Origin of the sequence: Thiohalospira halophila DSM 15071, from assembly GCF_900112605.1 — a bacterium.
Lineage (GTDB): Bacteria > Pseudomonadota > Gammaproteobacteria > Thiohalospirales > Thiohalospiraceae > Thiohalospira > Thiohalospira halophila.
Genome location: NZ_FOMJ01000001.1, coordinates 177,954 through 192,596, shown reverse-complemented (window position 1 = coordinate 192,596; position 14,643 = coordinate 177,954). Strand labels below are relative to the sequence as shown.

Annotated in this window: 14 protein-coding genes; 7 read left to right on the top strand and 7 right to left on the bottom strand. The window is 70.5% G+C overall.

Annotated elements, in window-relative coordinates:
• Window positions 1–47: 47 nt before the first annotated feature.
• A complete protein-coding gene (acs, locus tag BM272_RS00970; RefSeq protein WP_093426890.1) occupies window positions 48–1,988 on the top strand; it encodes an acetate--CoA ligase in 1,941 nt (646 codons plus the stop codon).
• 167 nt (window positions 1,989–2,155) lie between these two features.
• On the opposite strand, the gene BM272_RS00965 is transcribed toward acs, so the two are convergent.
• The 6 genes from BM272_RS00965 to BM272_RS00940 form a co-directional block, all read right to left on the bottom strand.
• Window positions 2,156–2,536: a type II toxin-antitoxin system VapC family toxin gene (locus tag BM272_RS00965; RefSeq protein ID WP_093426889.1), complete on the bottom strand. Its 381-nt coding sequence runs from the start codon at window positions 2,534–2,536 to the stop codon at window positions 2,156–2,158.
• Entirely contained in the window at window positions 2,533–2,721 is a 189-nt protein-coding gene (locus tag BM272_RS00960) for a hypothetical protein (RefSeq protein WP_093426888.1), read from the bottom strand. The genes BM272_RS00965 and BM272_RS00960 overlap by 4 nt, the downstream gene beginning before the upstream one ends.
• Before the next feature lie 83 nt (window positions 2,722–2,804).
• Window positions 2,805–4,403, bottom strand: a complete 1,599-nt coding sequence (mutL, locus tag BM272_RS00955; RefSeq protein WP_093426887.1) for a DNA mismatch repair endonuclease MutL — start codon at window positions 4,401–4,403, stop codon at window positions 2,805–2,807.
• 55 nt (window positions 4,404–4,458) lie between these two features.
• Complete coding sequence (locus BM272_RS00950) at window positions 4,459–5,784, bottom strand: N-acetylmuramoyl-L-alanine amidase (protein WP_275886920.1); 1,326 nt, start codon at window positions 5,782–5,784, stop codon at window positions 4,459–4,461.
• Between the two features lie 85 nt (window positions 5,785–5,869).
• The gene (gene tsaE, locus BM272_RS00945; protein WP_093426885.1) at window positions 5,870–6,358 is read right to left on the bottom strand and encodes a tRNA (adenosine(37)-N6)-threonylcarbamoyltransferase complex ATPase subunit type 1 TsaE; all 489 of its coding nucleotides are present in this window, start codon (window positions 6,356–6,358) and stop codon (window positions 5,870–5,872) included.
• On the bottom strand, window positions 6,355–7,857 hold the full coding sequence (locus tag BM272_RS00940; RefSeq protein ID WP_093426884.1) for an NAD(P)H-hydrate dehydratase: 1,503 nt from the start codon (window positions 7,855–7,857) through the stop codon (window positions 6,355–6,357). Before BM272_RS00940 ends, tsaE begins: the two co-directional genes overlap by 4 nt.
• A 42-nt stretch (window positions 7,858–7,899) precedes the next feature.
• On the opposite strand from BM272_RS00940, the gene queG reads away from it, so the two are divergent.
• The 4 genes from queG to BM272_RS00920 all read left to right on the top strand — a co-directional run bounded on the left by queG (window position 7,900) and on the right by BM272_RS00920 (window position 10,488).
• Entirely contained in the window at window positions 7,900–8,985 is a 1,086-nt protein-coding gene (queG, locus tag BM272_RS00935) for a tRNA epoxyqueuosine(34) reductase QueG (protein WP_093426883.1), read from the top strand.
• A gap of 17 nt (window positions 8,986–9,002) precedes the next feature.
• Complete coding sequence (locus tag BM272_RS00930) at window positions 9,003–9,866, top strand: PfkB family carbohydrate kinase (RefSeq protein ID WP_093426882.1); 864 nt, start codon at window positions 9,003–9,005, stop codon at window positions 9,864–9,866.
• A gap of 78 nt (window positions 9,867–9,944) precedes the next feature.
• Window positions 9,945–10,226, top strand: coding sequence for a BrnT family toxin (locus BM272_RS00925; protein WP_093426881.1), 282 nt, complete (start codon window positions 9,945–9,947; stop codon window positions 10,224–10,226).
• Window positions 10,198–10,488 carry a BrnA antitoxin family protein gene (locus BM272_RS00920; protein WP_093426880.1) on the top strand — a complete coding sequence of 97 codons (291 nt, stop codon included), beginning with the start codon at window positions 10,198–10,200 and terminating at the stop codon, window positions 10,486–10,488. Before BM272_RS00925 ends, BM272_RS00920 begins: the two co-directional genes overlap by 29 nt.
• Window positions 10,489–10,510: 22 nt before the next feature.
• Here the strand turns inward: BM272_RS00920 and nudF are convergent, their stop codons facing one another.
• A complete protein-coding gene (gene nudF / locus BM272_RS00915; protein WP_093426879.1) occupies window positions 10,511–11,152 on the bottom strand; it encodes an ADP-ribose diphosphatase in 642 nt (213 codons plus the stop codon).
• A 34-nt stretch (window positions 11,153–11,186) separates the two neighbouring features.
• On the opposite strand from nudF, the gene lon reads away from it, so the two are divergent.
• Both lon and hpnC read left to right on the top strand, forming a co-directional pair.
• On the top strand, window positions 11,187–13,682 hold the full coding sequence (gene lon / locus BM272_RS00910; protein WP_093427419.1) for an endopeptidase La: 2,496 nt from the start codon (window positions 11,187–11,189) through the stop codon (window positions 13,680–13,682).
• Window positions 13,683–13,714: 32 nt separating this feature from the next.
• Window positions 13,715–14,593 carry a squalene synthase HpnC gene (gene hpnC / locus BM272_RS00905; protein WP_093426878.1) on the top strand — a complete coding sequence of 293 codons (879 nt, stop codon included), beginning with the start codon at window positions 13,715–13,717 and terminating at the stop codon, window positions 14,591–14,593.
• Window positions 14,594–14,643: the final 50 nt, after the last annotated feature.

The window sequence follows — 14,643 nt, the reverse complement described above, 5'->3', positions numbered from 1 at the left end:
CGGGCCGCAAAACCCCAATCAGGCAACCCAAGCGGGAGAGTAGAGGCATGTCGGAGCACAAGGTCTATCCGGTTCCGGAATCCGTGGCCGCCCGGGCGCACGTCACCCAGGCCGAGTACGAGGCGATGTACCGCCGCTCGGTGGATGATCCCGAGGGCTTCTGGGCCGAGCAGGCCGACCGCTTCCTGGACTGGTTCGAGAAGTGGGATACCACCCTGGACTGGAGTTTCGAGGGCGACGTCCACGTGGAGTGGTTCAAGGGGGGCAAGCTCAATGTCGCCCATAACTGCATCGACCGCCACCTGGCCGAGCATGCCGAGAAGACCGCCCTGATCTGGGAGGGCGACGAGCCCGACCAGGACCAGCACATCACCTTCCGCGAACTCCACGAGCAGGTGAGTCGGCTGGGCAACGTCCTCAAGGAGCGCGGCGTCTCCAAGGGGGACCGGGTCTGCCTCTACATGCCCATGATCCCCGAGGCGGTCTACGCCATGCTCGCCTGCGCCCGGATCGGCGCCGTCCACTCCGTGGTCTTCGGCGGCTTCTCCCCGGAGGCGCTCAAGGACCGGATCCAGGACGCCGAGGCCAGCGTGGTCATCACCGCCGACGAGGGCGTGCGCGGCGGCCGCAAGGTGGGCCTCAAGGCCAATACCGACAAGGCCGTGGACCAGTGCCCCTCCGTCCACACCGTGCTCACCGTGCGGCGCACCGGCGGTGACATCGGCTGGAACGACAGCCGCGACGTCTGGTACCACGAGGCGGTGGAGGCGGCCAGCGCCGACTGCCCCGCCGAGCCCATGGATGCCGAGGACCCGCTGTTCATCCTCTATACCTCCGGCTCCACCGGCAAGCCCAAGGGCGTGCTCCATACCACCGGCGGCTACCTCCTCTACGCCGCCATCACCACCTGGTACACCTTCGACCTCCAGCCCGACGACGTCTACTGGTGCACCGCCGACGTCGGCTGGATCACCGGCCACAGCTACCTGGTCTACGGTCCGCTGGCCAACGCCACCACCAGCGTGGTCTTCGAGGGCGTTCCCAGCTACCCCGACGCCTCGCGCTTCTGGGAGGTGGTGGATAAGCACCAGGTCAGCGTCTTCTACACCGCCCCCACCGCCATCCGCGCCCTCATGCGCGAGGGCGACGAGCCGGTCACGAAGACCGACCGCTCCAGCCTGCGCATCCTCGGCACGGTGGGCGAGCCCATCAATCCCGAGGCGTGGGAGTGGTACTACCACGTGGTGGGCAAGGAGCAGTGCCCCATCGTGGACACCTGGTGGCAGACCGAGACCGGTGGTCACCTGATCACCCCGCTGCCGGGCGCCACGGAGCTCAAGCCCGGCTCCGCCACCCGCCCCTTCTTCGGCATCGTGCCGGCGCTCATGGATACCGACGGCCACGTGGTCGAGGGCGAGGGCGAAGGGGCGCTGGTCATCACCCGCCCCTGGCCCGGCCAGATGCGGACCATCTACGGCAACCACCAGCGCTTCGTGGAGACCTACTTCAGCGCCTTCAAGGGCTGCTACTTCTCCGGCGACGGCGCCCGGCGGGACGGCAACGGGGACTACTGGATCACCGGCCGCATGGACGACGTCCTCAACGTCTCCGGCCACCGCATGGGTACCGCCGAGATCGAGTCGGCGCTGGTGCTCCACGACGCCGTGGCCGAGGCCGCCGTGGTGGGCTATCCCCATGACGTGAAGGGTCAGGGGATCTACGCCTACGTCATCCTGGTCAAGGACGCCGAGCCCTCCGACGCCCTGCGCAAGGAGCTGGTGAACCTGGTCCGCTCGGAGATCGGCCCCATCGCCAGCCCGGATGCCATCCAGTGGGCCCCGGGCCTGCCCAAGACCCGCTCGGGCAAGATCATGCGCCGGATCCTGCGCAAGATCGCCGCCAACGAGCTGGACAGCCTGGGCGACACCTCCACCCTCGCCGACCCGGCCGTGGTGGACGAGCTCATCAACAACCGCGTCACCGGCTAACCGCCGCCGGACACGCTCGGGCTCGGGCCGGCCTGCGGGCCGGCCTACTCATCGCCTCCATTAGGGGTCAGGTCTTGTTAAGTTAATTCTGGATGTACGGGAATCGTGCGATCCAGGATCCGCATCCCGCATCACAGCTTCAAACTTCCCATCGAGGTCCCCGCTCCCTACCGCACCAGGACGATCCGGATACCGAGTTCGAATCGGGCCCAGTCCCGGTCCGCAGTAAGGACTGCCGCCCGGGACTCCATGCCCAGTGCCAGGCAGGCCCGATCGGCCAGGGAGAGTCCCCCGGGTCGAGTCCGGTGCCAGAGCCGGGCAGCGACTTCGGCCTGCTCGGGGGAAAAGGGTTCAAAGGCCACGCCGATGTCCTCGAACTCCTCACGCATCCCAGTCACGTCGACGCCGTGACGAGAGGCCTTCTGGACGACTTCGGCCCAGTTCACGGCCGAGACCATCGCCCCTTCCAGCGCCTCGCGAACTCTCGCGGCGCCGGGCTCATCATGCAGGAAGGCGAGCAGCGCCGAGGCATCCAGGACTGCTATCAGTCCTCCGCTGCCTCACGGCCAGCCTCCTCATCGCGCTCATCAAGGAGTTCCTGAACGAGGTTCACGTCTTCGGGGATAGAGCGGAAGCGGTCCTGGAGGCGCTGCTCGGCGGGACTCATCACACGCCCCTGCGCGCCTAGCTGAACCTCATTACCCGAATGATTACCCGAATGTTGATCGGCCATCACCCCTCTCCTGTGCCACTTCCCCAGAGAGCATGGCACGAGCACCCAATACGTGCCAGTCGGGGAAGCGCCGCCGTGGACCGCTATTTCCGATCCATTAGCCCCCGCAGGGTGGCCGCCTCCAGCGCCCGGGTGGCGTCTTCCGGCATCCCCTCGCCCGCCTCCAGTACCCGGACCAGTTCGGCCACCCCCTGGGCCGTCGGCGGGGCGGCGGGGTGGTTGGCCGCCGCGGCCACCAGCGCCTCTCCCGAGTCCTCTCCGGCCTCCAGGCGGGCCAGGAGTTCGGGGATCCAGCCGGCCGGCTCCGTATCGGCGATGACATCGGGCAGCCGTTCCACCCGTAGCCGCTCCCCCTCGGCCATGGCCACCAGGCCCAGGGTCGCCAGGGCATCCCCCTGGCGTGGCCAGAGGTGCGGTACGCGGTGGTCAGTGAGGTCCAGGGGGACCAGCAGGCGCCGGGCCGCCACCTTGCCGGGAGCGCCCAGCCGGCGCCGGTAGAGGGCGGTCCGCGCGGCGTGGAGATCCAGGATACGGGGCGGCTCGCCGGCCAGGAGGGCGTAGCCCTCGGGCCAGACGGCCAGGACCCTGGCTCCCCCGCCCTCGGGGGAAGGCGTGCCGGCCATGGCACCGGAGGCCGCCGGCTCCGGGCGCCACTCGGGCACCGACTCGGCCACCGCGGCGGCGGAACCACCGGAATCGGCTACAAAAGCGCCGGACAGCGCCTCGCCCACGGCGTGGACCAGGGCATCGTGGACGTCCCGCCCCCGGCGGAAGCGGACCTCCGCCTTGGCGGGGTGGACGTTGCAGTCCACCTCGTCGGGCGGAAGGCTCAGGTGGAGGACCGCCGCCGGCGCCCCCTCCAGGCCGAGGTCCTCCCCGGCCCGGCGCAGGGCGGTCTGGAGCAGCCGGTCGCGCACGGCGCGGCCGTTGACGAAGGTATGCAGCTCCCCGGCCTCGGCCCGGGTCCAGCCGTGGATCGCCAGCCCCTCGGCCTCCAGTGCCACCGGGTGGGCTGCCTCGCCGAAGTCGCGACCGAGGACATCCCGAAGCCGCCGGGCGCGGTCCTCCGTAGCCGGGAAGTGCAGACGCTGACGGCCATTGTGGCGCAGACTCAGGGTGAGATCGGGCCGCGCCATGGCCAGTCGCCGGACCACGGTCTCCAGGTGGGCCAGTTCGGTCCGTTCGGCACGGAGGAACTTGCGCCGGCCCGGCGTATTGAAGAAGAGGTCACGGACCTCGACGGTGGTCCCAACGGGGTGGCCGGCAGGCTCCGGTGCCCCCGGCTCGCCCCCCTCGGCGGCCACGCTCCACGCCTCCTCGGCCCCGGCACGGCGCGAGATCAGCCGGACCCGGGCCACCGAGGCGATGCTCGCCAGGGCCTCGCCCCGGAAACCGAGACTGGCCACGGTCTCCAGCTCGGCCAGGGTAGCGACCTTGCTGGTGGCGTGGCGCTGCAGGGCGAGGGCCAGGTCTTCCGGATGGACCCCGACCCCGTCATCGGTGATCCGGATGGAGCGGACCCCGCCCTCCTCGCAGGCGATATCCACCCGGCGAGCACCCGCGTCCAGGGCATTCTCCAGTAGTTCCTTGGCCACGGAGGCCGGGCGCTCGACCACCTCGCCGGCGGCAATCTGGTTGGCCAGGGCTTCCGACAGGGGCCGGATCCGGGGGGATTCACTCATGGGGCCATTGTACGCCCCGACGCGGGGCCCACGTCATACCCGTACGTACGCTGGCTCAGGAGCCGCCGGCGGGGATATCCAGGGTAACGCCGGCACGGACCATGTCGCCGTTGAGGCCGTTGGCGGTGCGCAGGCGCTGGGGGCTCACCCGGTACTCCCGGGCAATGGAGGAGAGGGTCTCCCCGCGGCTGACCACGTGCTCGTCCGGTCCGAAATCGCGCTCGGCCCAGACCGTGCCGGGCGGGGCGTTCTCCCGGAAGTAGCTGCGGATCCCCGCCATCATGGAGTCGGCCAGCCGCCGCTGATGGCCGGCGCTGTTCAGTCGCCGCTCCTCGGAGGGATTGGAGATGAAGGCGGTCTCCACCAGGATGGAGGGGATGTCCGGGGACTTGAGCACGACGAAGGCCGCCTGCTCCACATGGGACTTGTGCAGGTCGTTCACCCGCCCCATGCGCTGGAGGACCTCCCGCCCCACGGCCAGGCTCGCCTCGATGGCGCCGGTCTGGGAGAGGTCCAGGAGGACCGAGGCCAGGGTGTCATTCTTGTCGCCCAGCCGGACTCCGCCCACCAGGTCGGCCTCGTTCTCGGAGCGCGCGAGGCGGCGCGCCGCCTCGGAGGTAGCGCCGTTCTGGGAGAGGGCGTAGACCGAGGAACCGTGGGCGCGGGCATCGTGGAAGGCGTCGGCGTGGATGGAGACGAAGAGATCGGCCTCGCCCTCGCGCGCCTTGCGGATCCGGTCGCGCAGGGCCACGTAGTAGTCCCCGTCCCGGATCATCAGCGGCGTCATCCCCTCCGCCTCGGCGACCCGGCGCTCCAGGCGGCGGGCGACTTCGAGGACCACATCCTTCTCCTGGGTCCCGGAGGCCCCCAGGGCCCCCGGATCTTCCCCGCCGTGGCCGGCGTCGATGGCGATAATGAGGTCGCGCAGCTCGCCCTTCTGGTTGCGCTCGGCCTCGCGGACCACCTCCATGAGGGAGTCCTGCTCCGCCTGCCGCGCCGATTCGCTGGTGAGGTCCACCACCAGTCGGTGGCCGTACTTCTCGTTGGGTTCAAGCAGGAAGGTGTTGCTGGAGACCGAGCGCTGCATATCGAGCACCACACGCAGCTTGCCGTCACTGTGACGACCGCTACGGACCTTGCGCACCCAGGTATCTCCGGTCCCCGCCTCCAGCGCCTGTTCGAGTTCGGCGCCGTGGAGGTCGATGACCACGCGCTCGGGGTCGTCGAGCTGGAAGAGCTTGTGCTCCACCGGACCGCTGAGGTCGAAGACCAGGCGCAGGCTGTCCGGCGCCTGCCAGAGCCGGAGCCCCTCGACATTGGCCGCCATCGCCTGCCCGGTGGAGGCGAGAAGTAGCAGCATTAGTGCCAGCCAGCGTCTCACGGACCGCTCGACCCCTAGATGTTGATTTACGATACGACCGAAAAATGAACGAGATACGGCCACGAGTTAGAGCTTGTTGTAATTATTAGGCCGTAACTGCTCCGCGATCAAGTCTCGCCAGCCACTGGTGGCCAGCATGAGTCCCGGCGACCAGGTGGGCATATCGCCCCGCACCGTGGTGCACCAGCTCCAGCACCAGGTCCGGCGACGGCAGAACGCCCTCGCCGCGCTCCGGCCACTCCACCAGGGCCAGGGCGCCGCCATCCAGCTCCTCCCGCGCCCCCAGCATCTCCAGCTCCTCCGGGTCGCCGAGGCGGTAGAGATCGAAGTGGACCACCCGGCGGTCGCCGGCCTCATAGGGCTCCATGAGGGTATAGGTGGGGCTGGTCACCGCGCCGGCGTAACCCAGCCCGCGTAGCAGACCGCGCACCAGGGTGGTCTTGCCGGCCCCCAGTTCACCGTGCAGCGCCACCACGGCGGCCGACGGCGCTGCCGCTGCCAGCTCGGCCCCCAGTGCCAGAGTCGCCGCCTCGTCGGCCAGCTCCCGGTCCAGCCGCTCCGTCGTCGCGCTCATGGGGCACCCCCTTCCGGATTGGCGAGCCGTCGCAGCCACGGCAGCAGATCCGTGGGGACCAGGCCGCGCTCGCCCCCCTCGCCAGCCGCCGCGTCGCCAGCCGCCGCGTGGAGCGCCACGCCGGTGCGTGCCGCAGCCTCCGGCGACAGCCCCTGGGCCATGAGGGCGGCGATGATCCCGGTGAGCAGATCCCCCATGCCGCCCACCGCCATGCCGGGATTGCCGTCCACCGCGATGGCGGGAGGCTCCTCGGCCGCCCCCTGGACCACGGTCCCGGCCCCCTTGAGGACGCAGACCCCCTGGTAGCGTTCCTGGATCCCGGCGGCGGCCGCGGTGCGGTCCGACTGGATCACGCCCACCTCGGTATCCAGCAGCCGCGCCGCCTCCCCCGGGTGGGGGGTAAGGACCCAGTCGGCGCGCTGCCTCGGCGCCTCGGCGAGGAGATTCAGGGCGTCGGCATCCACTACCAGGGGGCGCCCGGCCGTCATCACCACCTCCAGCAGGGCCCGCCCCCAGAGCTCCTGCCCCAGGCCCGGCCCCACCGCGACCACGTCGGCCCGCTCCACCAGTTCGGCCAGGTCTTCGCCCCGCTCCACCCCATGGGCCATGAGGAAGGGACAGGCAGCGGCGATGAGGGGGGCATGGGTGTGCCGCGTGGCCAGACTGACCAGGCCCGCACCGGTGCGGGCCGCCGCCTCCCCGGCCATGCGGACCGCTCCCAGCAGGCCGGTATCCCCGCCGATGACCAGGACATGGCCGGCGCCGCCCTTGTGCAGCGTTCGCGCTCGGGGTGGTAGCCGTTCCGGGAGTTCCCGGTCGGCCGACAGCCGCGTGGCCGCGGGCCGGGCCATCGCGTGGACCCGCGCGGGAACCTCCAGGTCGTGGAAGACCACCTCGCCGGCGCGATCCGGTCCCTCGCCCGTGAAGAGCCCTACCTTCAGCCCGATGAAGGTCACCGTCACCGACGATCCCACGGCCACCCCGAGCACCGCCCCGGTGTCGGCGTGGAGGCCGGAGGGGATATCCACCGCTACCACGGGCCGCCCGGCCTTGTTCATGGCCTCGATGGCCGCCCGCGCCGAGCCGTGGACCTCCCCATTGAGGCCCGTGCCGAGCAGGGCATCCACCAGGAGGTCGAACTCGCCAAGGTCGTCCCCCTCGTAGGGACGCGGCTCCAGCCCCGCCTTGCGCGCCGCCTGGGCCGCTGTGAAGGCATCGCCGGTCAAGCGGGTCGGATCGCCGACGTGGAAGAGGGTCACCTCCAGGCCGGCCTCCTGGGCCAGGCGGGCCACGACGTAGCCATCACCGCCGTTGTTACCGCCGCCGCAGATCACCGCCACGCGCCGGGCGCGGGGCCAGCGCGCCGCCGCCGCGGCCCAGGTGGCGCGGCCGGCCCAGCTCATGAGCCGGAAGCCGGGGATCCCCTCCTCCTCGATGGCGATGCGATCGAACTCGCGGACCTGCTCGGCCCGCCAGAGCTCGGCTGGCAATTCGGTCATGGTGCTCCCGTCCTCCGACATCACCCCTGTATGATAGGCCCCATGGCGGCCCGACAGAATCATCCCGACGCGACGACCGCGGACACCGACGCCCTGCTGCACCGCCTGCGCGCCCGGGCCCGGGAGCTGGGCTTCGCCGCCGTGGGGGTGACCGACACCGACCTCACCGCCGCCGAGACCTACCTCTTCGACTGGCTGGCCGACGGCCGCCACGGCGAGATGGAGTGGATGGCCCGCCACGGGACGCTGCGCTCCCGGCCGGCGGAGCTGGAGCCGGGGACGGTCCGGGTGATCAGCGCCCGCATGGACTACCTCCCCGAGCCGGCGGCGGAGCCCTGGTCGGTCCTGGCCGACGGCGCGCTGGGCTACGTCTCCCGCTACGCCCTGGGCCGGGACTACCACCGCCTCATGCGCAGGCGGCTGCAGCACCTGGCGCGCTGGCTGGAGGCGGAGGCCGGCCCCCTGGGCTATCGCGTCTTCACCGATTCGGCACCGGTGATGGAGAAGCCCCTGGCGGAGAAGGCGGGCCTGGGCTGGATCGGCAAGCACACCAATCTCCTCTCCCGGGAGGGGGGCTCCTGGTTCTTCCTGGGGGAGATCTACACCGACCTGCCTTTGCCCGTGGACGAGCCGGCCACCGCCCATTGCGGCAGCTGCCGCGCCTGCATCGACGCCTGCCCCACCGGCGCCATCACCGCCGAGGGGGAGCTGGATGCCCGGCTGTGCATCAGCTACCTGACCATCGAGCACCCCGGCCCCATCCCCGAGGAATTACGGGCCCTCATGGGCAACCGGATCTACGGCTGCGACGACTGCCAGCTGGTCTGCCCCTTCAACCGCGAGGCGAATGCCACCGCCGAGGCGGACTTCCACCCCCGCCAGGGGCTGGACGCGCCGCGGCTGGTGGAGCTGTTCGCCTGGGACGAGGACGAGTTCCTGGCGCGCACCGAGGGCAGCGCCATCCGGCGCATCGGCCACGCGCGCTGGCTGCGCAACCTCGCCGTGGCCCTGGGCAACGCGCCCACCACCGGCGAGGTCGTGGCGGCCCTGCGCGCCCGGGCCGACCACCCCGAGCCCCTGGTCCGCGAGCACGTGGCCTGGGCCCTGGCCCGCCACGACCCCGGCTGAACCGGCAAGGAGCGAGCATGGCGACCATCCTCACCGTGGGCATCGCCGCCCTGGACATCATCAACACCGTGGAGCACTACCCGGCGGAGGATGACGAGGTCCGCGCCACGGATCAGCGCATCGCCCGCGGGGGCAACGCGGCGAATACCGCCGAGGTGCTGGCGCGGCTGGGCCACACCACCCGCTGGGCCGGCACCCTGGGCGACGACGCCGACAGCGAGCGGATCCGCGCGAGCTTCCGGGCCGCCGGCGTGGATATCGCCGGTGCCCGGACCGTACCCGGCGGCCGCGTCCCCACTTCGTATATCACCGCCAGCCGCGCCACCGGCTCGCGGACCATCGTCCACCACCGCGACCTGCCGGAGCTGGATGCCGCCCACTTCGCCCGCCTGGACCTCGCCGACCTGGACTGGCTCCACTTCGAGGGGCGCAACGTCGAGGCACTGACCGCCATGATCGACCACGCCCGCCAGCAGCGGCCGGGACTGCCCCTCTCCATCGAGGCGGAGAAGCCGCGGCCGGGGCTGGAGGCGGTGCTGGAACGGGGGGACGTGGTCTTCTTCAGCCGCCCCTGGGCGGAGGCCGCCGGTTATACCGACCCGGCGGCCTTCCTGGCGGCCACCCTGCCCCACCGGGCGCGGACGGTGACCTGGGGCGCCGAGGGTGCCCACGCCGCCGGCCCGGAGGAGGCCCCGCACCACCACCCGGCGGCCCCGCCGGAATCGGTGGTGGACACCATCGGTGCGGGGGACGCCTTCAACGCCGGCGCCCTCCACGCCCTGGCCGGGGGCGGCGACATCCACGCCGCCGCCCGGTCGGGCAACCGGATCGCCGGGCTCAAGTGCGGGGTCGAGGGGTTCGAGCTACCCCCTGTTCATTGATCCGGGTCGATTGTTCCGGAAGCGGGACGGCGGGCACATACCCTTCAGCTCTCGGCGAATTGTGCATACAATCAGGAGATGGAGGTTACCTTCGACCCCGCCAAGGACGAGCGGAACATCCGGGAGCGCGGCCTGAGCTTCCGCCGGGCCGCCGAGGTCGACTTCAATGATGCCCTGTTCTACGTCGATGACCGGGCGGATTACGGGGAGACTCGCTATATCGCCGTCTGCTACCTGGAACGACGGCTCCACATCCTCTGTTTTTCCGAGACAACCAGCGGCATCCGGGTGATCAGCTTCCGGAAGGCCAACCGCAGAGAGGCGCGACGCTATGGCAGACCGCAAACCCTTGATCGATGAAGATGGCGAGCTCCGGGAGCTGACCGAGGAGGAGGCCAGCGAACTTCGTCCGGCCGAAGAGGCGCTACCCTCCTCGCTCCAGCGCAAGCTCGGCGTGCGGGGCCCTCAGCGTCGCCCGACCAAGGAACGGGTGACCATCCGGCTCTCCCCCGAGGTGGTCTCGGCCTTCCGCGCCACTGGCAAGGGTTGGCAATCCCGTCTCGATGCGGCCCTCAATGACTGGCTGACCGAGCACTCCGCCGACGAGGCCGGGCGGAACTGACCCCCTCAGGGGTAGCAGTCCGCTACCCCGCCCATTCCCGCTTCAGGCGCTCCCGGTTCAGGGCCAGCCACTGGAGGCCGATGATGGGGGCGGCGGAGTCGATGCGGCCGGCCTCCAGCAGGGCCCAGGCCTCGTCGAAGGAGCAGCTGAAGACGCGGATGTCCTCGTCCTCGGCATCCAGGCCGTGGATGCCGCCGGCGCCGCTGCTGTCCACCTCGCCGCAGTAGACGTGGATGGTCTCGGAATTGCCGCCGGGGCTGACGTAGTAGTCCCGCACGAAGGCCATGCGCCCCACGGAGAGGCCCGCCTCCTCCATCGCCTCCCGGCGGGCCACCTCCTCCGGCGCCTCCCCGGTCTCGACCATGCCGGCGACGAACTCCAGGAGCCACGGGCCGGAGGGATCCTCCAGCGCCCCCACGCGGAACTGTTCGATGAGGACCACCCGGTCGTTCACCGGATCCCAGGGGATGAGGACCACGGCGTGGCCCCGTTCGAAGCGCTCGCGCTTGAGCGTCGGGGTCCAACCGCCGGCGAAGAGGCGGTGGCGGACGTGGTAGCGCGTCAGGCGGAAAAAGCCCTCGTGGGTCACCTCCTGGTCGAGGATCTCCACGTCGTCAGGACCCAGGGTGGGGCGGGCATCGGCGGGTGCGGAGGATTCATCCATGTCTCGGGCCTTGCAGGCGGCGGTTATCGACCCCATGGATCCTACACCGGATTCCACCTGTGAGGAGAGAGCATTGGCCGAAGCGGAACATCCCGAGCCGGATACCTCCGGCGTTGAGGAGATCGAGACCGGAGAGGAGAGCCTGGATGCGGGGACCGGCAGCGGCCTGGAGGTCGCCTCGCGCATGTTGCCCACCCGGATCCTGCTGCTGCCGGTCACCGATCGGCCCTTCTTCCCGGCCCAGACCATGCCGGTGGTCATGGACGAGGGTCCGTGGCTGGAGACCGTCCACCGCGTGGGCCAGTCCCCCCACCATCTGGTGGGCCTGCTCATGGCCGATACCGACGACTCCACGTCGGCGGACCCGGAGGACTTCTTCGAGACCGGCTCGGTAGCCCGCATCCACCACCCCACCCGGAGCCAGGAGAAGATCCAGTTCATCGCCGAGGGGGTGCAGCGCTTCCACATCAAGCGCTGGATCACGCGGGAGCCGCCCTACGAGGTGGAGGTGAGCTATCCGTCGGACACCCCGGCCCTGGACCAGGCCGACGAGATCAAGGCCTACGCGGTGGCCATCATCAACTCCCTCAAGGAGCTGATGCCGCTGAATCCCCTCTACAACGAGGAGCTGAAGTTCTTCCTCAACCGCTTCAGCCCCAACGAGCCCTCCCCGCTCTCGGACTTCGCCGCGGCGCTGACCACCGCCGATCGGGAGTCCCTGCAGGACATCCTGGCCACCGTGGACCTGCGCCAGCGCATGGAGAAGGTCCTGGTCCTGGTGAAGAAGGAGGTGGAGGTGGCCCAGCTCCAGGCGCAGATCCACCAGCAGGTGGAGGAGCGCATGTCGGAGCAGCAGCGCCAGTTCTTCCTCAAGGAGCAGCTCAAGGAGATCCAGAAGGAGCTGGGGATCGCCAAGGACGATCGCACCGCCGACATCGAGCGCTTCCAGTCCCGGCTCGAGGGGCTCACGGTGCCGGAGGAGGCGCAGACCCGCATCGACGAGGAGATCCAGAAGATGCAGGTCCTGGAGTCGGGCTCGCCGGAGTACTCGGTGACCCGCAACTACCTGGACTGGATCACCAGCCTCCCCTGGGGCGTCCACTCCGAGGACCAGCTGGACATCCCCCGGGCGCGCAGGATCCTCGACCGCGACCACGACGGCCTGGAGGACGTGAAGCGCCGGATCATCGAGTTCCTGGCGGTGGGGGCGACCCGCGGCGATATCGGCGGCTCCATCCTGCTCCTGGTGGGCCCGCCCGGGGTGGGCAAGACCTCCATCGGCCGCTCCGTGGCCGAGGCGGTGGGCCGGGAGTTCTACCGCTTCTCCGTGGGCGGCATGCGCGACGAGGCCGAGATCAAGGGCCATCGGCGCACCTACGTCGGCGCCATGCCCGGCAAGTTCATCCAGGCGGTGAAGGACGTGGGTACCGCCAACCCGGTGATCATGCTCGACGAGGTGGACAAGATCGGCATGTCCTTCCAGGGCGACCCCGCCTCCGCCCTGCTGGAGGTCCTGGATCCGGAGCAGAACAGCGACTTCCTCGACCACTACCTGGACGTGCGCTTCGACCTCTCCCGGAGCCTGTTCATCTGCACCGCGAATCAGCTGGACACCATCCCGTCCGCACTGCTCGACCGCATGGAGGTCATCCACCTCGCCGGCTACATCACCGAGGAGAAGGTCGCCATCGCCAAGCACCACCTCTGGCCCCGGCAGGTGGAGCGGGCCGGCCTCAAGCGCGGCCAGCTCCCGCTTACCGACGCCGCCCTGCGCCACGTCATCGACGGCTACGCCCGGGAGTCCGGGGTCCGCAACCTGGAGAAACAGCTGGGCCGCCTGGTGCGCAAGGCCGCCGTGGACCTCCTGGAGGGGCACGAGGCGCCCATTCGCCTGAACCAGAAACAGGTGGAGGACTACCTGGGCAAGCCCCCCTTCCAGCGTGAGAAGCCGCTGGCCGGTATCGGCGTGGTCACCGGCCTGGCCTGGACCGCCATGGGCGGGACCACCCTCTCGGTGGAGGCCACTCGGGTCCACACCCAGCAGCGCGGCTTCAAGCTCACCGGCCAGCTCGGCGAGGTGATGCAGGAGTCGGCCAGCATCGCCCACAGCTACATCTCGTCCCACCTGGACGAGTACCGCGGTGACCCGAGCTTCTTCGACGAGTCCTTCATCCACCTCCACGTGCCGGAGGGGGCGACGCCCAAGGACGGCCCCAGCGCCGGGGTCACCATGGCCACCGCCCTGCTCTCCCTGGCCCGCGACCAGGCCCCGGCCCGCCCCCTAGCGATGACCGGCGAGCTGACCCTCTCCGGCCACGTCTACCCGGTGGGCGGGATCCGGGAGAAGGTCATCGCCGCCAAGCGGGCACGAGTCACCGAGGTCATCCTCCCGGAGGGCAATCGGCGGGACTTCGACGAACTCCCGGACCACGTCCGCAAGGGGATCACCGTCCACTTCGCCGAGCGCTACCAGGACGTCTTCCGGGTGGTCTTCGACGAGCGGCCGAAGCGTCGCCGTTCCAGCGGCTAGAGTCGCCGGATCCCGCTTCGGGGACTGGTACAATGGCCCCCGGCAACGGAGGAACGAGCTTGAACCCGCGCACCGCCTACCGCGAATGCCGCCGACGAGCACGGCGGCACTACGAGAACTTCCCCGTGGCGAGCCTGGCCCTGCCCCGGCGGCTGCGGGATCCGGTGGCCGCCATCTACGCCTTCGCCCGGGAGGCGGACGACCTGGCCGACGAGGGGGAGATGGCCGCCGAGGAGCGCCTGGCCGCGCTGGACGAGCGGGAGCGGCGTCTGGAAGCGGCGGTGGCCGGCACCCCGGACCCGGAGGACCCGGTCCAGGTGGCGCTGGCCGATGCCATCCCGCGCTACCGGCTCCCGGTCCAGCCCTTCCGCGACCTGCTCTCCGCCTTTCGCCAGGACGTGACCAAGAGCCGCTACGCCGACTTCGGCGAGGTCATGGACTACTGCCGGCGCTCGGCCAATCCGGTGGGGCGGCTGTTACTGGCGCTCTACGGTGTGGAGGACGAGCGGACCATCGCCCACTCCGACGCCCTGTGCAGCGGACTGCAGCTGGTGAACTTCCTCCAGGATATCCGCCAGGACATCGACGAGAGCGACCGGATCTACCTGCCGGCCGCCGATATGGAGCGCCACGGCGTCACCGAGCGCCACCTGCGCGAGGGAATAAGCGACCCGGCCATGCGTGGCCTGTTGCGGGAGCAGATCGAGCGCGCCCGGCGGCTGCTCCGGGGCGGGGCCCAGCTGGGCAAGCGCCTGCCCGGCCGGGCCGGCTTCGAGGCGCGACTCATCCTCTACGGCGGCGTGCGGACCCTGGGCCGCCTGCATGATCAGAAGGACGACCTCTTCAGCCGTCCCCGGCTGCGACTCCGGGACAAGGCCTGGGTCTTCTGGCGCGCCCTGCGGCCCCGCTGACCGGCGCTCGAATCACGGCAACGCCCAACGCGCCTTCAAGGGGTCCGGAT